General features: G+C 68.5%; 16 protein-coding genes. 5 read left to right on the forward strand and 11 right to left on the reverse strand.

The window, feature by feature from the left end; all coding sequences use genetic code 11:
* Window positions 1-12: 12 nt before the first annotated feature.
* Both glmS and glmU read right to left on the reverse strand, forming a co-directional pair.
* On the reverse strand, window positions 13-1,839 hold the full coding sequence (gene glmS, locus SJY11_RS14900; RefSeq protein ID WP_326912217.1) for a glutamine--fructose-6-phosphate transaminase (isomerizing): 1,827 nt from the start codon (window positions 1,837-1,839) through the stop codon (window positions 13-15).
* Window positions 1,840-1,953: 114 nt separating this feature from the next.
* A complete protein-coding gene (gene glmU, locus SJY11_RS14905; protein ID WP_376989336.1) occupies window positions 1,954-3,318 on the reverse strand; it encodes a bifunctional UDP-N-acetylglucosamine diphosphorylase/glucosamine-1-phosphate N-acetyltransferase GlmU in 1,365 nt (454 codons plus the stop codon).
* Between the two features lie 268 nt (window positions 3,319-3,586).
* On the opposite strand from glmU, the gene SJY11_RS14910 reads away from it, so the two are divergent.
* Together SJY11_RS14910 and mdoH are read left to right on the forward strand one after the other, a co-directional pair.
* A complete protein-coding gene (locus SJY11_RS14910; RefSeq protein WP_376987352.1) occupies window positions 3,587-5,149 on the forward strand; it encodes an OpgD/OpgG family glucan biosynthesis protein in 1,563 nt (520 codons plus the stop codon).
* A complete protein-coding gene (mdoH, locus tag SJY11_RS14915) occupies window positions 5,137-7,320 on the forward strand; it encodes a glucans biosynthesis glucosyltransferase MdoH (protein ID WP_376987353.1) in 2,184 nt (727 codons plus the stop codon). The genes SJY11_RS14910 and mdoH overlap by 13 nt, the downstream gene beginning before the upstream one ends.
* 19 nt (window positions 7,321-7,339) lie before the next feature.
* On the opposite strand, the gene SJY11_RS14920 is transcribed toward mdoH, so the two are convergent.
* From SJY11_RS14920 to tpiA, 8 genes are all read right to left on the reverse strand, one after another.
* Window positions 7,340-7,744, reverse strand: coding sequence for a DUF350 domain-containing protein (locus SJY11_RS14920; protein WP_376987354.1), 405 nt, complete (start codon window positions 7,742-7,744; stop codon window positions 7,340-7,342).
* Window positions 7,745-7,786: 42 nt separating this feature from the next.
* Window positions 7,787-8,683 carry a VOC family protein gene (locus tag SJY11_RS14925; protein WP_376987355.1) on the reverse strand — a complete coding sequence of 299 codons (897 nt, stop codon included), beginning with the start codon at window positions 8,681-8,683 and terminating at the stop codon, window positions 7,787-7,789.
* A gap of 104 nt (window positions 8,684-8,787) precedes the next feature.
* Window positions 8,788-9,957: a glutathionylspermidine synthase family protein gene (locus SJY11_RS14930; RefSeq protein WP_376987356.1), complete on the reverse strand. Its 1,170-nt coding sequence runs from the start codon at window positions 9,955-9,957 to the stop codon at window positions 8,788-8,790.
* Window position 9,958: 1 nt separating this feature from the next.
* Complete coding sequence (locus SJY11_RS14935; protein WP_376987357.1) at window positions 9,959-10,570, reverse strand: DUF1190 domain-containing protein; 612 nt, start codon at window positions 10,568-10,570, stop codon at window positions 9,959-9,961.
* Window positions 10,571-10,580: 10 nt separating this feature from the next.
* Entirely contained in the window at window positions 10,581-10,982 is a 402-nt protein-coding gene (locus SJY11_RS14940; protein ID WP_376987358.1) for a DUF350 domain-containing protein, read from the reverse strand.
* 79 nt (window positions 10,983-11,061) lie between these two features.
* Window positions 11,062-12,690 carry a CTP synthase gene (locus SJY11_RS14945; RefSeq protein WP_376987359.1) on the reverse strand — a complete coding sequence of 543 codons (1,629 nt, stop codon included), beginning with the start codon at window positions 12,688-12,690 and terminating at the stop codon, window positions 11,062-11,064.
* Window positions 12,691-12,901: 211 nt separating this feature from the next.
* Window positions 12,902-13,303 (reverse strand): preprotein translocase subunit SecG, encoded by a 402-nt coding sequence (gene secG / locus SJY11_RS14950; RefSeq protein ID WP_326912209.1) that lies wholly within the window; start codon window positions 13,301-13,303, stop codon window positions 12,902-12,904.
* A 166-nt stretch (window positions 13,304-13,469) separates the two neighbouring features.
* Entirely contained in the window at window positions 13,470-14,231 is a 762-nt protein-coding gene (gene tpiA / locus SJY11_RS14955; RefSeq protein WP_376987360.1) for a triose-phosphate isomerase, read from the reverse strand.
* A 198-nt stretch (window positions 14,232-14,429) separates the two neighbouring features.
* Between tpiA and SJY11_RS14960 the strand changes: the two genes are divergently transcribed.
* Together SJY11_RS14960 and trpE are read left to right on the forward strand one after the other, a co-directional pair.
* Entirely contained in the window at window positions 14,430-16,343 is a 1,914-nt protein-coding gene (locus SJY11_RS14960) for a peptidylprolyl isomerase (RefSeq protein ID WP_376987361.1), read from the forward strand.
* A 2-nt stretch (window positions 16,344-16,345) separates the two neighbouring features.
* The gene (gene trpE, locus SJY11_RS14965) at window positions 16,346-17,875 is read left to right on the forward strand and encodes an anthranilate synthase component I (RefSeq protein WP_376987362.1); all 1,530 of its coding nucleotides are present in this window, start codon (window positions 16,346-16,348) and stop codon (window positions 17,873-17,875) included.
* A 50-nt stretch (window positions 17,876-17,925) separates the two neighbouring features.
* Here trpE and SJY11_RS14970 read toward each other — a convergent pair whose 3' ends face one another.
* A complete protein-coding gene (locus tag SJY11_RS14970) occupies window positions 17,926-18,510 on the reverse strand; it encodes a TIGR00645 family protein (protein WP_376987363.1) in 585 nt (194 codons plus the stop codon).
* Window positions 18,511-18,753: 243 nt separating this feature from the next.
* On the opposite strand from SJY11_RS14970, the gene SJY11_RS14975 reads away from it, so the two are divergent.
* Window positions 18,754-19,245: a BA14K family protein gene (locus tag SJY11_RS14975; protein ID WP_376987364.1), complete on the forward strand. Its 492-nt coding sequence runs from the start codon at window positions 18,754-18,756 to the stop codon at window positions 19,243-19,245.
* Window positions 19,246-19,316: the final 71 nt, after the last annotated feature.

Consider the following 19,316-nt stretch of genomic DNA (forward strand, 5'->3'; position numbering starts at 1 on the left):
CCGGGTCCAGCCTCACTCGACCGTGACGGATTTTGCCAGGTTGCGCGGCTGGTCGACGTCCTTGCCCATGAAAACCGCCGTCTGATAGGCGATCATCTGGATCGGCAGCGCATAGACGATCGCCGCGAAGGTCGGGTCCATGTCCGGCATGATGATCGTCGTCTCGGGCTCGATGCCGCATTCGGCAGCGCCCTTGGCGTCGGTGATCAGGATGATGCGCCCGCCGCGTGCGGCGACCTCCTGCATGTTGGAGGCGGTCTTCTCGAACAGGCCGTCATGCGGTGCCACCACGATGACCGGCATCTGCTCGTCGATCAGCGCGATCGGCCCGTGCTTGAGTTCTCCCGCCGGATAGCCTTCCGCGTGGATGTAGCTGATTTCCTTGAGCTTCAGCGCGCCCTCGAGCGCCAGCGGGAAGCTCGTGCCACGGCCCAAATAAAGCACGTCGCGGGCCTTCGAGAGCTCGCGAGCGAGCTTCTCGATCTCGGGCTCGAGCTCGAGCGCCTTCGCCATCAGCCCCGGCAGGGCGATCAGGCTCTGGACATGGCGCGCCTCCTCCTCGGCCGACAGCGTGCCGCGCCCACGGGCGGCAGCGAGCGCCAGGCAGGCGAGCGCCGTCAACTGGCAGGTGAAGGCCTTGGTCGAGGCCACGCCGATCTCCGGCCCGGCCATGGTCGGGGCCACCGCATCGCTCTCGCGCGCGATCGTCGAGGTCGGCACGTTGACGACGGACAGCACCGTCTGCCGTTCCTGCCGGGCGTAGCGCAGGCAGGCCAGCGTGTCGGCGGTCTCGCCCGATTGCGAAACGAAGAGCGCCAGTCCGTTCTCCGGCAAAGGGGCCTCGCGGTAGCGGAATTCCGAGGCGACATCGATCTCGACCGGCAGGCGGGCGAGTTTCTCGAACCAGTACTTCGCCGTCAGCCCGGCATAATAGGCCGTGCCGCAGGCCGAAACCGACAGCCGCGACAGCGAGGCCCAGTCGATCGTGCCCTCGAAGGGCAGGCGCACCCGCCCCGCCGCCATATCGAGATACTGGGTCAGCGTATGGCCGACGACCTCGGGCTGCTCGTAGATTTCCTTCGCCATGAAATGGCGGTGATTGCCCTTCTCGACGAGGAAGGCGCCGGCGGCGACACGCTGGGCGCGGCGCTGCACGGGCTGGTTGGCCTTGTCGTAGAAGCTCGCGCCCTTGCGGTTGAGCACGACCCAGTCGCCCTCTTCGAGATAGGCGATGAGGTTGGTGAAAGGGGCGAGCGCTAGCGCATCCGAGCCGAGATACATCTCGCCGTCACCGATTCCGACCGCGAGCGGAGAACCCTTGCGCGCGCCGATCAGCAGGTCTTCCTGCCCTTCGAACAGGAAGGCGAGCGCAAAGGCGCCGCGCAGCCGCGGCAGGCTCGCCGCCACGGCCTCGACCGGCGTTAGGCCGCGATCGAGTTCGCGCGTCACCAGGAAGGCGACGATCTCGGTGTCGGTCTCGGTCGCGAAGACGTAGCCGTCGGCCTGGAGTTCCGCCCGCAGTTCGCGGAAGTTCTCGATGATGCCGTTATGCACGACCGCGAGCTTGGCGGTGGCGTGCGGATGGGCGTTGGTCTCGTTGGGCTTGCCATGTGTCGCCCAACGGGTATGGCCGATGCCGATCAACCCTTCGAGCGGTTCGCTGGACAGGCGGACTTCGAGATTCTTGAGCTTGCCCTCGGCGCGACGGCGGGTCAGCAGGCCATGCTCCAGCGTGGCGACGCCCGCTGAATCATAACCGCGATATTCGAGCCGCCTGAGCGCCTCGACCACCTGGGTCGCGACCGCTTCCTTGCCCAGAATCCCGACGATGCCGCACATGCGAAGACCTCTTCAGACGTTGCCGTTGGCCAACCGCATAGCGCTCCGGCACCCCCACGCAAAATCACTCTAAATGTCGAACTGTGAATGCCAGCTTGCGGCGATGGCCGCTTTTCAGGGCTTTTTGGCTGCGGCCTTACGAGCCTGCGAGGCGTCGCGGAAGCTCTTCGCCCAGCCTTCCTTGGCGATCTGCCTGCCCCGGCCGAGCGCCAGGGCATCGGCGGCGACATCCTCCGTCACGACCGAGCCGGAGCCGACGATCGCCCCCGCACCGATCGTGACGGGGGCGACCAGCGAGGAATTGGAGCCCACGAAAGCCCCCGCACCGATGGTGGTGCGATACTTGAAGAAGCCGTCGTAATTGCAGGTGATCGTTCCCGCCCCGATATTGGCGTCGGCCCCGACCGTGGCATCGCCGATATAGGTGAGATGGCTGACCTTGGCGCCCGGCCCGATCTCGGCAGCCTTGATCTCGACGAAATTGCCGACCTTGGCCTTCTCGGCGAGCCGCGCCCCCGGCCGCAGGCGCCCGAAGGGTCCCACGCTGGCGCCGGGCCCGACCTCCGCCCCCTCGAGATGCGAGAAGGCATGGATCACGGCGCCATCGGCGAGGCTCACGCCGGGGCCGAAGACGACATGGGGCTCGATCGTCACGTCGCGGCCGACCTGCGTGTCATGGCTGAAGAACACGGTCTCGGGCGCCGTCAGAGTCGCCCCGGCGGCCATGACGGCGCGCCGCTTGCCGCGCTGGAACTCGGCCTCGGCCGCCGCCAGCTGGATGCGGTCATTGACGCCCTGCACCTCGCTTTCGGGCGCGAGGACGGTGGCGGTCGCCAGACCCCGGGCCCGCGCGACGGCGACCGCGTCCGGCAGGTAGAATTCCCCCTGCGCATTGCTGTTTCCGATCGCGCCGAGCAGAGCCAGCGCCTCGTGCCCGTCGAGCGCCATCAGCCCGGCATTGCAGAGCGTGATCGCGCGCTGCGCCTCCGTCGCGTCCTTGTGCTCGACGATCGCCTCCAGCCCCGCCTCCCCGACGACGAGGCGGCCATAGCCGGCCGGATCGCGCGCCTCGAAGCCCAGCGCGACCACCTTCGCACCGCCCGCCAGCGCGCCGCGCAGCGCGGTGAAGGTTTCGGGCCGGACCAGCGGCGCATCGGCGAAGGCGACGACAACATCGTCATAACCGGCCGCCAGCGCCTCCCTTGCCGCCAGGACCGCATGGGCAGTGCCTTTCCGCTCCGCCTGCACCACAATCTGGGCCGAGCGCAGCAGCGCCTGCGCGGCCGTTGCCACCTCCGGCCGGTCGGGCCCGACGACCACGACGATCCTGTCGGCCCCGGCCGCCGCCAGCGCCGACAGGGCATGGCCCAGCAGCGAGCGCCCGCCGACCTCGTGCAGCACCTTGGGACGCTGCGAGCGCATCCGCGTGCCTTCGCCGGCCGCGAGCAGAATCGCCAGGCAGGACCGGGGGGACTGCATTTCGGTCATGATTGTCGTTTCCTTTGCCGGCCGCGACGGGCCCGTCGGCGCGACCGTTCCGGGTCGTGTCGGCGCATGGTGGTGTTGCAGAGCTGGTGGATAGCCGATCCCTTCGGCATTTGCCAAAGTCAGCTTGGCTGTTTGCGCGTCGAGCCGCTAGGAGACGACCCATCCGCCAGAAATTACCGACCCGGCCGCTTTTCATCTCACCGGGAAATGCTCTAGAAGCGCGCAAGGGCGAGGGCGTCGTCCGCGCATGTTGGGTCTGATGTCGAAACCTTTGAATCGTCGGCAGTTTCTCGAAGGTTCCGGCGGCGCCGCGGCCGCTACGCTGGTCGCCGCGGGCGCGGCCCGTGCCCAGGTTCCCACGGCGCTTGCGGCCATCAACCAGTCCTTCCTGTTCGACGGCAAACCGTTCGATCCCTCGCTGGTCATCGACACCGCGCGCATCCTCGCGCAACGGCCCGTCGTGCCGCTGGTGGCGACCGATCTGCCCGAGGGCTACGCGTCCCTCCCCTTCGATCTGTATTCCGGTATCCGGGCGCAGCCGGGCAGCCTGATCTGGGCCGGCGAGAATCGCGGCTTCACCATCGAGCCGCTCCATCGCGGCTACGTCTTCGCCAATCCGGTGAACCTGTTCACGATCGAGGATGGCGCGGTCCGCCGCGTCGCCTTCGATCGCTCCAGGTTCGATTATGGCCGTGTCACGCCGCCGGCCGCCAGTGTCGATCTTCAGTTCTCCGGGATGCGCATCGCGACGGGTCTCGAGCGGCCCTTCGAAGTGGCGATGTTTCAGGGCGCAACCTTCTTCCGGGCCCTGGCGCGGGGGCAGAACTTCGGCGCCCTCGCCCGCGCCCTGATCCTGCGCCCGGGCGAGACCCGCGGCGAGGAGATCCCCTTCTTCCGTGCCTTCTGGATCGAGCGGCCGAACCCGGCCTCGGGCCTGCTCGTCATTCATGCGCTGCTCGATTCCGAAAGCCTCACCGGCGCGCTGCGGATGACGCTGCGGCCCGGCGACGTCACGTTGATGGATGTCGAGATGACGCTGTTCGCCCGCCAGCAGCTCGACCATATCGGCTTCGGCTGTACCATGGGCACGTTCCTCTCGGGGCCGCAGAGCCGGCGCGGCTTCGACGACATCCGCCCCGCCGTGCACGAGGTCTCCGGCGTCCAGATGCGCTCGGGCACGGGGGAATGGATCTACCGTCCGGTCAGCAACCCGGCGACGCTCCAGGTTTCGTCCTTCATGGACGCCAACCCGAAGGGCTTCGGCTTGGTCCAGCGCGAGCGCGACTCGGCCGCCTTCATGGACGAAGACCAGCGCTTCGAACTGCGCCCCAGCGTCTGGATGGAGCCGCTCGGCGACTGGGGAGCGGGCTCGGTCCAGCTCATCGAGATTCCCAGCGAGTCGGACGTCAACGACAACGTCATCACCTATTGGCGCCCGCGTCAGTCGCTCCCCGCCGGCAGCGAGACCGCGATCGCCTATCGCCAGGCCTGGTGCTGGCAGCCGCCGGAACGTCCCGGCCTCGCGCTCGCCACCCGCATGCGGCAGGGCCGCGGCAGCCAAGGGCGTCGGCGGCGTTTCCTCGTCGATTTCACCGGCGACAGGCTGGCGGATGCCGCCATGGTCGCCTCGACACGGGCCCATATCACCACGCAACCGGGTCAGATTCACAACATCCGGCTCTGGCCCTTCCCGGAGCGCAAGCTGATGCGCGTCGGCTTCGAGGTCGATCCCGGGACGGACAGCCTCTGCGAATTGCGGCTCGTCCTGCAGTCCGGCGGACAGCCCGTCTCGGAAACCTGGCTGAACCGATGGACGTGGTGACGGCGCCCCACCCGGGCGAGGTCCCGATGCCCGAGCATCTGCTTGCTGCCGGCCAGGAGCCGGCGACGCCCCCCGAAAATCGCCTGATCATGCCCGTCCAGTCGTTCAGCCGCTGGACGGACAGCGACCGTCGCAGGCCGGTGGCCCCGCAGGCCTGGCGCACACCGTGGCTGAAGCGGCTCTTCGTCTTCGGCGGCGGGCTGGCGCTGACCGGCTACGGCGCCTGGGAGATGTACAACGTCGTCTCGGTCAGCCGCACGACCTCGTTGCAGTATGTCCTGCTCGTGCTGTTCACGATCAATTTTTCTTGGATCTCTCTGGCCTTCACCAGTGCCGTCCTCGGCTTCCTCGGGCTGATCTTCGCTCGCTCACGGACTGCCCGCGTCGAGACGCTGCAGCATCGAACCGTCGTGGTGATGCCGATCTACAACGAATCGACCGCCCGCACCTTCGCCGCGCTGGCGGCGATCCGCGAATCCGTCGAGGCCACCGGACTCGGCAACCATTTCGACTATTTCATCGTCTCGGACACCACGAACCCCGATGTCTGGATCGCCGAGGAGCGGGCCTTCCTGGCGCTGCGCCAGCGTCTGGGCCCCGGCGCGCGGGTCTACTACCGGCATCGGCCGAAGAACCATCACCGCAAGGCCGGCAACATCGCCGATTTCGTCACGCGTTGGGGCGGCCATTACGAGCATATGGTGGTGCTCGACGCCGACAGCCTGATGACCGGGACCTGCATCGTGCGCCTGGCCGCCGCGATGGAGGCAGATCCGGACGCCGGCATCATCCAGTCGCTGCCGCTGATCATCAACCGCAACACCTTCTTCGCCCGGCTCCAGCAGTTCGCCGCGCGGGTCTACGGCCCCGTCATCGCGACCGGGCTGGCCATGTGGTCAGGCCGCGATGGCAATTACTGGGGCCACAACGCGATCATCCGCACCAGGGCCTTCGCCGACCATTGCGGCCTGCCCGACCTCAAGGGCAAACCGCCCTTCGGCGGCCATGTGCTGAGCCACGATTTCGTCGAGGCCGCCCTGATCCGCCGCGCCGGCTGGTCGGTCTACATGCTGCCGGACCTGACGGGTTCCTATGAGGAGAGCCCGCCCTCGCTGATCGACGTCTCCGTGCGCGACCGGCGCTGGTGCCAGGGCAACCTGCAACACTCGCGCATCATCGGCGCCAAGGGCTTCGTCGCGCCGACGCGGCAGCATTTCGCCACCGGGATCATGGGCTATCTCGCCTCGCCGCTCTGGCTGATGCAACTCGTCGTCGGCATCCTGATCGTGCTTCAGGTCAGCTACGCGCGACCGGAATATTTCACCTCAGAGTTCACGCTCTTCCCGGTCTGGCCGCGCTTCGACCCCGAGCGCGCCTTGAACCTCTTCGCCCTGACCATGGCGATCCTGCTGGCGCCGAAGCTGTTCGGGCTGCTGCTGAGCCTGTTCGATTCCAAGCTCAGGCGGGCCGGCGGCGGCGCGATCCGGCTGGTGATCTCGGCCGTGATCGAGGTGCTGTTCTCGGCCTTCTTCGCGCCGATCATGATGCTGATCCAGTCCGGCTCGGTCTTCCAGATCCTGCTCGGGCGCGACACCGGCTGGAACCCGCAGCGCCGTGACGACGGCTCGATCCCGCTCCGGGACATCGTCCGACGCCACCGCATGCATACGCTGCTGGGGCTCGTCACCGGCATCTCGGCCTTCCTGATCGCGACCTCGCTCTTCGCCTGGATGTCCCCGACCATCGTCGGTCTCGTGCTCGCGATCCCGCTCTCCTGGGCTTCGGGCCAGCTCGCCATCGGCCTCTGGCTCAAGCGCCGCAAGCTGCTCTTCACGCCCGAGGAGAGCGAGCCGCCGGCCGTCGCGCAGCGGGCCAACGCGCTTCAGGCCGAGTTCGCCGCCGCGGGCTACGATGATGCCGACGGGTTGCGGGCCCTGCATTCGGATGCTGCCCTGCGGGACGCGCATGACGCCATGCTGCCGGAGGCCGCGCCACGGCGGCGTGGCGAGATCGAGCCGGAGCGCGCCGTCGCCCAGGCCAAGCTCGTCGATGCCGAGACGATCGACGATGCCGCGATCTGGCTGAAGCCGAAGGAGCGCATGGTCGTGCTGCACGACCGCGCTCTGGTGGCGCTGCTCGCCTCGCTGCCCGCCGAGCGCCCGGCGGGGTGACCCCGCTGGCGGTTCGCCGTCAGAAGCTCATCGCCGCCGCGTTGATGACACCGGCCGCGAGCGAGGCCGCGCCGAGGAAGAGCGCCGCCGCGAGTTCACCCGCCGCGATCCGGGCCGAGAGGTTCGGCAGGACGATCCGCACCAGCACATAGACGATCAACTGGACGACGATCGCGACCGCGCCCCAGACCAGCAGGTCGGCGATGGTGGTCGAATGCACGACCGCGCTCGACAGCGGCAGGGCGAAGCCGGTCAGGCTGAGGCCGAGCGACAGCGCCGCCGCGATGTTGTTCTGACGGATCAGGCCGAACTCGTTATGCGAGGTCGCGACCGTGTAGACCGCCAGGTAGACGCCCACGAGTGCGAGCGACACCGAGAAGAACAGCGCGAAATCGGGGAGTTTCAGAAGCGCCTGCGCGATCATGATGGTGCGAATCCTGTGAGCCGATGCCGGGGAGCCTGCCCCTCAACCCTGCTCGAAGGCAATGACGCAGCCCATCGCCGCCTCGGCCGGTACCACGATCCGCTCCTCGCCCCGGCCGAAGGAAATCTCCGCCGCCTCGAGCCGCTCGGCGAGGGCATCGAGATCGGGAACGGTGACGCAAAACCCGAGGAAGCGGGCCGGCGTCGTGTCGGGCTCGGCATGGTAGATCGCCTGCGCGGCCTCGGTATCGAGCACGTCGATGCGCCCGCGCGGCAGCGTCAGGACATAGTCCGCGTTGCCCTCGAGCACGTCCGGAAAACCGGCAAAGGCGGACAGGAAGGTGCGATGCTTGCCGGGGTCGTCGGTCACGAGGATCGCGGCCGAGAGCGCGCTGGCGCCATTGGCGTGCTGCTGGAAGGCGGGGTTCCAGAAATTCTGCGGCTCGTGCTGCTGGCAGACGAAGAAGCCGCATTCCGGCGCCAGCGGATCGGCAGCGAAGGCCAGCGAGAACGCGACGCGAACGGTGCTGCCATCGGGCCGCTTCGCCTGGCGCTCGAAGAAGAAGGGCTCGAAATCGCCGATGCCGGCCCCGTGGAACGCGGCCGCATCGGCCTTGGCGTCCCGGCTTTCGAGGACGAGCATCGACAGGCCCTCGCCACGCTCCAGCGCCTCGCGCACGAACTGGCCGAAGGAGAACTGCCTGGGCGCCGGCGCCGGAATCGCTGCGGCATCGCCGATCGTGATCAGTTCCAGAAACGACCCCGGGAACTGCACGATCCGGTTTTCCGTGCCCCAGGGATGGCGGTTGCGGGCGCCGACGGTGAAGCCGAGCCTCTCGTAGAAGGCGCCGGCGGCATCGAGATCGCGCACGCCGATCACGAGATGGTCGAGGCCGCGTGGCGACGGGGCAGCGGTCGGATCGGTCATGGGCATGGACATGGGCATGGCTCTCGCAACGGCTGCAGGGGGGTTACACCATCCCTAGCAGGTCGGCGCCCGCCGGTCATGCGCCGCCGGGGCGCAACGGTTCTGCCCCGCCCGCCTCACCCTTCGATATAGTGCGGAACGAAGCGCGAGCCGTTCTTGGTGATCGGCGAGACATCCTCGCGCACACACAGGCCGCTGGCCTGCGAGGCGACCAGCCAGGAGCCGAGCACGGCATAGTGGCCGTCCTCGGCGAAGAGGTTCGGCGCGGCGTCCTGCAGGATGAAGCCCTCGGCGCCATAGGGCCCGTCGTCGCTGTCGATCACGGCGCCTCGCTCGATCAGGGCGATGTTGGCGCCCTCGCGCGAATAGAGCGGCTTTCGCACATGGCGCGCCGAGAGCCCGGCGCAGCGCGGGTCGCCCTCGAAGAAGGCGGGCAGCAGATTGGGATGGCCGGGCTCCATCTCCCACAGGCAGGCCAGCAGGCCCTTGTTCGAGAGCAGCGCCTTCCAGGGCGGCTCGACGAACTGGCAGCGCGACGAGGCGAGGTTTGCGGCATAGCCCTCGCGGAACAGCCATTCCCAGGGATAGAGCTTGAACAGCGTCTCGATCGGCTGGTTGGCGCCGTCGCAGAAGCGCCCGTCCGAGAGCAGGCCGATTTCCTCGACATAGGTGAAGCGCGCATCGAGCCCGGCCTGGACGGCGCAGTCCATAAGATAATCGACCGTGCCCCTGTCCTCGTTGCTGTTCTGGACGCAGGCGAGATGCAGCCGGTAGGGCGAGGGCTGGCGCAGCTGCGCGAAGGCGGCGATCAGCCGCTCGTGGAGCGCGTTGAACTGGTCGCAATCCGGGCGCAGCGCGCCGCGCGCCATGCCTTGCTCCAGCCAGTCCCATTGCACCACGGCCGATTCGAACAGCGCGGTGGGCGTATCGGCGTTGTATTCCAGCAGCTTGGCCGGGCCCCTGCCGTCATAGGCGAGGTCGAGCCGGCCGTAGAGGTTGCGGTCGCCGCGCCGCCAGCTGTCGCGAATGAAATCCCAGTGGGCCGCGGGAATCGCCAGCCGCGTCAGCACCGCATCGTCGTCGATCGCTTTCTCGATGAAGGCGAAGCAGAGCTGCTCGATCGCGTCCGTCGGCGCCTCGAGATCGCGCTCGATCTCGTCGAGCGTGAAGGCATAGGCGACGCTCTCGTCCCAATAGGTCTCGCCATCGAGCGTGTGGAAGGCGAAGCCCAGCCGCTCGACTTGCGTCTGCCAGTCGGGGCGCGGCGCGAGGGGAACCCGGCGCATCTCAGGAGGAGGAGGAGGAGGAATAGGACCGCGCGGTCGAGCCGAAGCCGCCGCGTGAGGTCGTGGTTGTCGTCGCCACGCCCGGCGACGAGCCGGCGCGCGCCACCAGCGCGGCGCCCGAGGTGGTCGAATAGGCACGCGCGGAGGAGCCGCCGCGCCCTGCATAGAAGCCACCGCTGGATGACGAGGAGCGCGCCTGCTGGCATTCCGGCGCCTGCCCTCCCGGCGGGCAGGCCTGGCGCGTCGGCGGCAGCAGGGGCTGTGCCGCGCCGCCGCCCTGGGCGAGGCTGCGCGCCAGCATGAACCCGGCGAGCGCCGGCACCACCACCGAGGCACCGTTCCAGACCGCGCTCTGGCAGGAGCCCGAGCCGTATTCGGCCTCGCAGGCGCTGGTGCTGGTGAACTTCTTCGCGTCGCGCAGATGGTTGGCCGAGGCCTCCCGGAAACGCTGGTCGCATTGGGTCGAGGTCAGTTGCCCGCCGGCCCGGCACTCGGCGAGATTGCCGTAGACGAGGCTCTCCTCGCTCTGGTCCTGAGAGCCGCTCCGGCCCAAATAGCTCGCGACGAGCAGAAGGCCCGCCGCGGCCAGGCCGATCTGGGTCGAGCGTTTCATCGCCACCTCCTCAGGCCGTCATGCTGGCGGCGGCGAGCGTGCCTGAGATCACCGCGATGACCGCGAGCATCACCGCCGAAGGCAGGCGATCCTCCTCGATCTTGCGCGACAGATCGGGGATCAGCATGCGCGCCAGCCCATAGGCTCCGAACTGGATGATCATCGCGGCGATCGCCCAGATCACCAGATCGGGGATGCTGCTCGCCTGCGCGATCGCCTTTTCGAGCGGCACCGAGAAGCCCGCGACATTGCCGCCGAGCGCGATCGCCGCCGAGAGATTGCCGCCGCGGATCAGCGCGATCTCGTCATGGGCGGTGAGGCGCAGATAGATAGCCACGAAACAGCCGATCAGCGCGGCGCCGAGCACGAAGTACAAAAGGAACGCGGGCAGCCCCGCCATCGAGATCGCCATGCCGTACCCCCGCGTCACCCTGTCGCGGAGGTCACTATACGTCAGCCAGAGCGCAACGCCAGCGGTCCGATGCGCAGCATCACACCAGCCGGCTCTGCACCATCGCCGCCTCGACGAAGCTCGCAAACAGCGGATGCGGTTCGAAGGGGCGCGACTTCAGCTCGGGATGGTACTGCACGCCGATGAACCAGGGATGGTCGGGATATTCGATCGTCTCGGGCAGCAGACCGTCCGGCGAGAGGCCGCAGAAGCTCATGCCTTCAGCCTCGAGCCGGTCGCGATAGCCCATATTGACCTCATAGCGGTGGCGGTGGCGCTCGGAGATCTCGGTCGTGCCGTAGATCTGCGCGATCTTGGAACCCGCCGCCAGCGTCGAGGCATAGGCGCCCAGCCTCATCGTGCCGCCGAGATTGCCGTCGGCCGCGCGCTGCTCGATCTCGTTGCCGCGCATCCATTCCGTCATCAGGCCGACGACGGGCTCGGTCGTCGGGCCGAATTCGGTCGAGTTTGCGTCCGTGATACCAGCGAGCGAGCGTGCCGCCTCGATCACTGCCATCTGCATGCCGAAGCAGATGCCGAAATAGGGCACCTTGCGCTGCCTGGCGAAGGTCGCAGCCCTGATCTTGCCCTCGGCGCCGCGATGGCCGAAGCCGCCCGGCACGAGGATGCCGTGAACATGCTCAAGGAAGGGCGCCGGGTCCTCCTTTTCGAAGACCTCCGACTCGATCCAGTCGAGGTTGACCTTGACGCGGTTGGCGATGCCGCCATGCATCAGCGCCTCGATCAGGGATTTATAGGCGTCCTTCATCCCCGTATATTTGCCGACGATGGCGATGGTGACCTCGCCCTCGGGGTTCTTCACGCGCTCGGAGATGCGCCGCCAGTTGGAGATGTCGGGCTCCTGGCTGGCATCCATGCCGAAGGCGGCCAGGACCTCGTTGTCGAGCCCCTCGGCGTGGTAGGATAGCGGCACGTCGTAGATCGAGGCGACGTCGCGGGCCTCGATCACCGCCGTCTCGCGGACATTGCAGAACAGCGCCAGCTTGCGGCGCTCCTCGCGAGGGATCTCGCGGTCGGTGCGGCAGAGCAGGATGTCGGGCTGGATGCCGATCGAGCGCAACTCGGCGACCGAGTGCTGCGTCGGCTTGGTCTTCAGCTCGCCGGCCGTGGGGATGTAGGGCAGCAGCGTCAGGTGGATGAAGATGCACTGCCCGCGCGGCAACTGCTGGTTCACCTGCCGGATCGCCTCGAGGAAGGGCAGGCTCTCGATGTCGCCGACGGTGCCGCCGATCTCGACCAGGGTGAAGTCGTAGCCCTCATTGCCGTCGAGGATGAACTCCTTGATGGCGTTGGTGACATGCGGGACGACCTGGATGGTCGCGCCGAGATAGTCGCCGCGACGCTCCTTGGTCAGGATGTCCATGTAGATGCGGCCGGTGGTGATGTTGTCGCCCTTGTTGCAGGGCCGGCCGGTGAAGCGCTCGTAATGGCCGAGATCGAGGTCGGTTTCCGCCCCGTCGTCGGTGACGAAGACCTCGCCATGCTGATACGGGCTCATCGTGCCCGGATCGACGTTCAGATAGGGGTCGAGCTTGCGCAGGCGGACCGTGTGGCCGCGCGCCTGCAGGAGGGCGGCCAGCGCCGCCGCCGCCAGGCCCTTGCCCAGCGAAGACACCACGCCGCCGGTGATGAAGACATACCGCGTCATGGGTGGACACCTCTAAAGCGACGGGTGCGATTCGCTAAGTCCAGGCGTGCAGCCCCGTCCTGCCCTGCACGCTTGTCCACAGGAGAGCGCCGCCCGGCGGCGAACGCACCCCACACAAAAGAGAAGGGCCGGTTGCCCGGCCCCTGCCAAGACTTGCTTGGGCACATCCTTGTCGCAAAAGCGGAAACCACTTTTGCGGGACATCCCTGCCTCACTGCTGCGGCACTGGCGCCGCCGGCGTGGGCGGCTGCGGCGCGCCGCTCGGCGCCTGCAACTGGCGCAGTTGGTCGAGCACGCCACCGGCATTGGGGGCGCTCGGCCCGGCAGGCCCCGCGGGAGCGGTCGGCGCCGGCGCGCCGTCGATGATCGAGCGCTGGACGCGGCCCTGATTGGCCATCACGGCGAGCACGATCGAGGTCAGAAAGAAGGCCCCGGCGAGGATCGCCGTCGTCCGCGTCAGCGCATTGGCCTGGCCGCGACCGGTCATGAAGCCGCCTGCCCCACCACCGCCCGACCCCATGCCGAGCCCGCCGCCTTCGGAGCGCTGCAGTAGGACCACGCCGACGAGCGCGACCACGATGATCAGATGGATGACGATGAGAACGTTCTGCATGAGCTCACGAAATGGGTATGGCGCGGGCCACCGCCAAGGGTCGCCCGCTCCTCCTGTTCGACGACGGCCCGAGGGGCCGGCGAACACGGCGCGGCACATAGCACGCGCTTGGCGGTCGCACCACCCCGGTGATGCGGCGCGCGACCGGCTTTTCTGGCGCCGGCCGTCAGGCGCAGGCCCGCGCGATCGCCAAGAAGTCCTCGGCCTTGAGGCTCGCCCCGCCGACGAGCGCGCCGTCGACATGGGCGACGGTCATCAGCTCGGCCGCGTTGGACGGCTTCACCGAGCCGCCATAGAGCAGGCGCACGCCGGCCGCCGACGCCTTGCCGAGCATGCGGCCGAGTTCGGCCCGGATCGCCTCGTGCATCTCGGCGACATCGGCCGCCGTCGGGGTCAACCCGGTGCCGATCGCCCAGACCGGCTCATAGGCCACGACCAGCGTCGCCGCCGTCGCATTGTCGGGAACCGAGCCGCGCAGCTGCTTGCGGACGACAGCGACGGCCTTGTCGGCCTCGCGCTCGGCCTTCGTCTCGCCGACGCAGACGATCGGCACCAGCAGCGCCCGATGGGCCGCCTGCGCCTTGGCTTTCACCGTCGCGTTGGTCTCGCCATGGAGTGTGCGCCGCTCCGAGTGGCCGACGATGACGAAAGCGGCCCCTGCATCGGCCAGCATCGCGGCCGAGACCTCGCCGGTGAAGGCGCCGGCCTCCTGCATGCTGCAATCCTGGCCGCCCGTTGCGATCCGCGAGCCGATCAGCGCGGCGCTCGCCGGATAGAGCAGGCTGGCGGGCGGGCAGATCGCGAAATCCACGGCGCTCTTCAGGCCGGAATCGTAGCCCTTTGCGACAGCGGCGGCGATGGCGAGATCCGCCTTCAGTCCGTTCATCTTCCAGTTGCCGGCCACAAGGGGCCTGATGCTGCGCGTCACATGCGTTCTCCCGAATGCTGCTGCGGCTCTAGCAATGCCGGCGGTGGCCTGCAACGGTGGCGGGCCTCGCCTGCGTCGATGGCACACGAATCCGCGGGGGCGATTGCGGCACGGCGCTGCGGTTCCTATAAGCAGCGCCGACGAAAACCGGCCGGGGCGCCCGCAGCGCCCCGCCAGGGCCAGGAAAGACAGATCTCCATGATGATGACGGGCATCCGCAACGCGGGTCGGAGCTTTTTCGGCAAGCTTCTCATCTTCGTCCTGTTCGGCTTCCTGATCTTCTCCTTCGCGATCTGGGGCATCGGCGACATCTTCCAGGGGTATGGCCGCAACTCCGTCGCCCGCGTCGGCAAGGCCGAGATCGGCCTGGAGCAGATGCGCACGGCCTTCCAGAACGATCTCCAGCAGTTGACCCGCCAGCAGCGCCGCCAGATCACACCGGAGATGGCCCGCGCGCTCGGCCTCAACCGGCAGGCGCTCTCGCGCCTGGTGACGGCCTCGGTGCTCGATCAGACGGCGCAGTCCATGCGCCTGGCCGTGTCCGACGACACCATCCGCACGCTGATCTTCGCGGATCCCACCTTCCGCGACGCCTCCGGCAATTTCTCGGCGCCGCGCTTCAACGATCTGCTGCGCTCGAACGGCTTCACCGAGCAGAGCTATGTGCGCGAGCAGCGCGAGACCATCCTGCGCCAGCAGATCGGCGAGATGGTCGTGGGCGCCGTCGGCGCGCCGGTGGCGCTCCAGGAACTTGGTCACCGCCTGCGCAACGAGCGGCGCGACGTCACCCTGGCGCGCCTGGCGCCCGGCCTGGCCGGCGAGATTCCGGCCCCGACCGAGGCGCAGCTCAAGACCTTCTTCGAGGAGCGCAAGGGCGCGTTCCGGGCGCCCGAGCGGCGCACCGCCGACATCCTCGCGCTGTCGGCCGAGACGCTGGCCGACGCCGCCGCCGTCAGCGAGGTCGAGGCCCGCGCGCGCTATGAGGAGGTGAAGGCGCAGCGCTTCACCACGCCCGAGACGCGCACCATCCAGCAGATCGTCTTCCCCAATGCCGAGGAGGCGCAGGCCGCCCGCGCCCGCATCGAGGCCGGCGAGAGCTTCGATGCCGTCGCGGCCGCGCGCAACATCGCCGCGGCCGAACTGACGCTCGGCAGCTTCACCCGCACCCAGGTCTTCGATCCGGCCGTCCGCGACGCCGCCTTCGCCTTGGCGGAGGGCACGGTCAGCGCCCCCGTCACGAGTGCCTTCGGCCCGGTGCTGCTGCGCGTGACCGCGGTCGTGCCTGAGACAGTGCGCCCCTTCGAGCAGGTCGCGGCAGAGATGCGCGGCGACGTCGCCACGCGCCGCGCCGCAAGTCTCATCACCGAGATACACGACAAGATCGAGGACCAGCGCGCCGCGGCCCGGCCGCTGGCCGAGATCGCCAAGGAGTTCAACCTGCCGCTCCGCAGCGTCGGGCCGATCGATGCCGGCCTCCTCCGCCCGGACGGCAGCGCCGAGGCTCCGCTGGCTGGCGGCGACGCCACGGTCCAGGCCATCTTCCGCTCGGAGCCGGGGGTCGACAACGAGGCGATCCGCCTGCCCCGCGACACGGGCTATGTGTGGTACGACGTCAGGACGATCGACCCGGCGCGCGAGCAGGGTTTCGACGAGGTCAAGGCGCAGGTCGAGACGCAATGGCGCGCTGACGAGGTCGCCAGCCGCCTCTCCGCCAAGGCGCGCGAGTTGGTCGAGCGGCTCGACAAGGGCGAGTCTTTCGATGTCGTCGCATCCTCAGCCGGACTGACGATCGAGCAGGCGGCCGGCATCGGCCGCCAGGAGCAGCGCCCCGACCTGCCCGCCAATGTCGTCAGCCTGATCTTCGGCACCCCGGCCGGCAAGAGCGGCTCGGCGTCCGTCGCCGATGGCGGGCGCATCCTGTTCAAGGTCGATGCCGCCACAGTGCCGAGCTATGCCCGCACGACTCAAGAGGCCGAGAACTTCGCCCGCACGCTCGGCGCCAGCGTCAGCGAGGACATTCTCACGCAATATGTCGCGCAGCGGCAGGCCGAACTCAGCGTCTCGATCAACGAGGCGGCGTTCCGCAACGCCACCGGCGGCAACCAGAACTGACCATGACCGAGGCGCAGGGTCCCGACGCGTTCGCCGCCGCCTACGAGGCCGGCACCCCGCAGATCCTGCGGCAGGTGCTGGTCGGCGATTGCGAGACGCCCGTCGCCGCCTTTCTGAAGCTGCGCCACGCCACGACGGGGCCGGCCTTCCTGCTCGAATCGGTCGAGGGTGGCGCGGTCCGCGGCCGCTACTCGATGATCGGCCTCGAGCCCGATCTGATCTGGCGCTGCCATCGCGGCGAGGCCGCGCTCTGCCGCCCGGCGCTCGGCGAGGCCTTCCTCCCCGATCCCCGCCCGGCCTTCGAGAGCCTGCGGGCGCTGCTCGACGAAAGCGCCATTCCCCAGGCCGAGGCGACGGGCGCCGACGAGCTGCCGCCGATGGCGGCGGGCGTCTTCGGCTATCTCGGCTACGACATGGTCCGGCTGATGGAACGCCTGCCGGAGCCCAAGGACACCGGCACGGGCGTGCCCGACGCCATCCTGACCCGGCCGACGCTGATGGTCGTGTTCGATTCGGTGCGCGACGAGATCCATGTCGTGACGCCGGTGCGCCACCAGCCCGGCGTTTCGGCCCGCGCCGCCCATGAGCGGGCGCTGGAGCGGCTGGATGCGGTGGTACGCGCGCTGGAAGGCCCCCTGCCCCCGGAGGCGGCGATCGACATCGCCGCCCTGCCCGAGCCGGCGATCGTCTCCAACACCACCGAGGCGCAGTTCCACGGCATGGTCGCGACCGCGCAGGACTACATCCGCGCCGGCGACATCTTCCAGGTCGTGCTGTCGCAGCGCTTCGAGGCGCCGTTCCAGCTTCCGCCCTTTGCGCTCTACCGGGCCCTGCGCCGCGTCAATCCGGCGCCGTTCCTCTGCTATCTCGACTTCGCCGCGTTCCAGATCGTCTGCTCGAGCCCCGAGATCCTGGTGCGGCTGCGCGACGACACGGTCACGATCCGGCCGATCGCCGGCACGCGCCGCCGCGGCGCCACGCCGGCCGAGGACGAGGCCCTCGCCCAGGAGCTGCTGGCCGACCCCAAGGAACGGGCCGAGCACCTGATGCTGCTCGATCTCGGGCGCAACGATGTCGGCCGCGTCGCGCAGATCGGATCGGTGAAGGTCACCGATTCCTTCTTCATCGAGCGCTACAGCCAGGTCATGCACATCGTCTCGAATGTCGAGGGGACGATCGATCCGCGCCATGACGCGCTCGCGGCGCTGGCGGCAGGCTTCCCCGCCGGCACCGTCTCGGGGGCACCGAAGGTGCGCGCCATGGAGGTCATCGACGAGCTCGAGCACGATGCGCGCGGCGCCTATGGCGGCTGCATCGGCTATTTTGGCGCCAATGGCGAGATGGACACCTGCATCGTTCTGCGCACGGCCGTGGTCAAGGACGGCCGCATGCATGTCCAGGCCGGCGCGGGCATCGTCTATGATTCGAACCCCGCGTCAGAGCAGGCCGAATGCGTGAACAAGGCCAAGGCCCTGTTCCGCGCCGCCGAGGAGGCGATCCGTTTCGCCGCACGGGCCGGGCGGGGCCAGTAGGCCGCGGTCTCCGCGCCTCCTGAGCCGCTGCGGAGACAGGCAGGGGCCCGTCAGTGTCCCTTGCCGGGCGATGCCACTGTCATCCGGTCGACCCAGGCGATGCCGATGGCCGAGAGGATGAAGACCGTGTGGATCACCGTCTGCAGGATGATGCCGGTCTCGGTGTAGTCGGTGGTGCGGTTGGCGCTGCCGATATTGCCGGCCTCGATGAAGGTCCGCAGCAGGTGGATCGACGAGATGCCGATGATCGCCATGGCGAGCTTGATCTTGAGCACGCTGGCGTTGACGTGGCTGAGCCATTCCGGCTGGTCTGGATGACCCTGCAGATTGAGCCGCGAGACGAAGGTCTCGTAACCGCCCACGATGACCATCACCAGCAGGTTCGAGATCATCACCACGTCGATCAGCCCCAGCACCACCAGCATGATCTGCTGCTCGCTGAAATCGGTGGCGTGCTGGACCAGATGCACCAGCTCCTTCAGGAACTTGAAGACATAGACGCACTGCGCCACGATCAGCCCGAGATAGAGCGGCAGCTGCAGCCAGCGCGAACCGAAGATGATCCGGGACATCAGGCTGAGCGGCACGGGCGCCGGGGCCGTCTTCTGAGGAGGGGTTTCGTCAGCCTGCGCCATGGTCGGTATCGTATCCTGCAAACGGATGATGCAGTGCAAAATCGGTCGCTGCGATATGGAGCGCAGATCGGCGGCGTGCAAGCGTCTTCCGCATGGACGCGACCACGGCTCTCCCGTGCGACACACGACGAAATTTTGACGCGATCACGTGTCACCTTTCCAACCAACGAGCGTCGCCGTTACGCTTTGTGACCATCGGAGGATGCGCAAGCTTCCTCTCGCTCCTGAAGAGAGGATCCGCCCATGATCAAGACCTTCACCCTCGCTGCCGCCCTCGTCGGCACGGCCTTGCTGGCGGCCCCGGCCTTAGCTGCCCCGATCTCTGCCGCGGCCGGCCCGGCCCTGGCGACCGCCGGTGCCGCGACCGGTCTCGTCGAAACCGTGCAGTATCGCCGCTACGGCTATGGCCCGCGCTATTATGGCCCGCGCTACGGCTATTACCGCGGCGGTCGCGGAGCGGCCGTCGGCGCCGGCATCGCCGCCGGCGTGATCGGCGGCGCGCTCGCTGCCGGTGCGCTGGCCGCCCCGCGCTATGTGGCGCCGGCCCCGGTTTATGTCGCGCCGCCTTCAGTCTATGTCGAGCCGGCGCCGGTCTACGGAGCGCCCTTGCGCGCCTATGGTTACAGCCCGAGCGATGTCGACGCCGTCGCCTATTGCTCGCGCCGCTTCCGCTCCTACGATCCCGAGACCGGCACCTACATCGCCAAGGGTGGCGTGGTTCGCGCCTGCCCCTGACGCCGCCTGACGTCCGGATCGTCCAAGCCTCCCCGCAGCACCGCGGGGAGGCTTTTGTTTGCGCGCATGGA

Origin of the sequence: Allobosea sp. R86505 (assembly GCF_042466375.1) — a bacterium.
Classification (GTDB): domain Bacteria; phylum Pseudomonadota; class Alphaproteobacteria; order Rhizobiales; family Beijerinckiaceae; genus Allobosea.

What these genes read in the sequence shown, in the direction of transcription:
- glmS (WP_326912217.1), bottom strand. Translation starts at nt 1,839, where the DNA reads ATGTGCGGCATCGTCGGGATTCTGGGCAAGGAAGCGGTCGCGACCCAG.
- glmU (WP_376989336.1), bottom strand. Translation starts at nt 3,318, where the DNA reads ATGCAGTCCCCCCGGTCCTGCCTGGCGATTCTGCTCGCGGCCGGCGAA.
- SJY11_RS14910 (WP_376987352.1), top strand. Translation starts at nt 3,587, where the DNA reads ATGTCGAAACCTTTGAATCGTCGGCAGTTTCTCGAAGGTTCCGGCGGC.
- mdoH (WP_376987353.1), top strand. Translation starts at nt 5,137, where the DNA reads ATGGACGTGGTGACGGCGCCCCACCCGGGCGAGGTCCCGATGCCCGAG.
- SJY11_RS14920 (WP_376987354.1), bottom strand. Translation starts at nt 7,744, where the DNA reads ATGATCGCGCAGGCGCTTCTGAAACTCCCCGATTTCGCGCTGTTCTTC.
- SJY11_RS14925 (WP_376987355.1), bottom strand. Translation starts at nt 8,683, where the DNA reads ATGTCCATGCCCATGACCGATCCGACCGCTGCCCCGTCGCCACGCGGC.
- SJY11_RS14930 (WP_376987356.1), bottom strand. Translation starts at nt 9,957, where the DNA reads ATGCGCCGGGTTCCCCTCGCGCCGCGCCCCGACTGGCAGACGCAAGTC.
- SJY11_RS14935 (WP_376987357.1), bottom strand. Translation starts at nt 10,570, where the DNA reads ATGAAACGCTCGACCCAGATCGGCCTGGCCGCGGCGGGCCTTCTGCTC.
- SJY11_RS14940 (WP_376987358.1), bottom strand. Translation starts at nt 10,982, where the DNA reads ATGGCGATCTCGATGGCGGGGCTGCCCGCGTTCCTTTTGTACTTCGTG.
- SJY11_RS14945 (WP_376987359.1), bottom strand. Translation starts at nt 12,690, where the DNA reads ATGACGCGGTATGTCTTCATCACCGGCGGCGTGGTGTCTTCGCTGGGC.
- secG (WP_326912209.1), bottom strand. Translation starts at nt 13,303, where the DNA reads ATGCAGAACGTTCTCATCGTCATCCATCTGATCATCGTGGTCGCGCTC.
- SJY11_RS14960 (WP_376987361.1), top strand. Translation starts at nt 14,430, where the DNA reads ATGATGATGACGGGCATCCGCAACGCGGGTCGGAGCTTTTTCGGCAAG.
- trpE (WP_376987362.1), top strand. Translation starts at nt 16,346, where the DNA reads ATGACCGAGGCGCAGGGTCCCGACGCGTTCGCCGCCGCCTACGAGGCC.
- SJY11_RS14970 (WP_376987363.1), bottom strand. Translation starts at nt 18,510, where the DNA reads ATGGCGCAGGCTGACGAAACCCCTCCTCAGAAGACGGCCCCGGCGCCC.
- SJY11_RS14975 (WP_376987364.1), top strand. Translation starts at nt 18,754, where the DNA reads ATGATCAAGACCTTCACCCTCGCTGCCGCCCTCGTCGGCACGGCCTTG.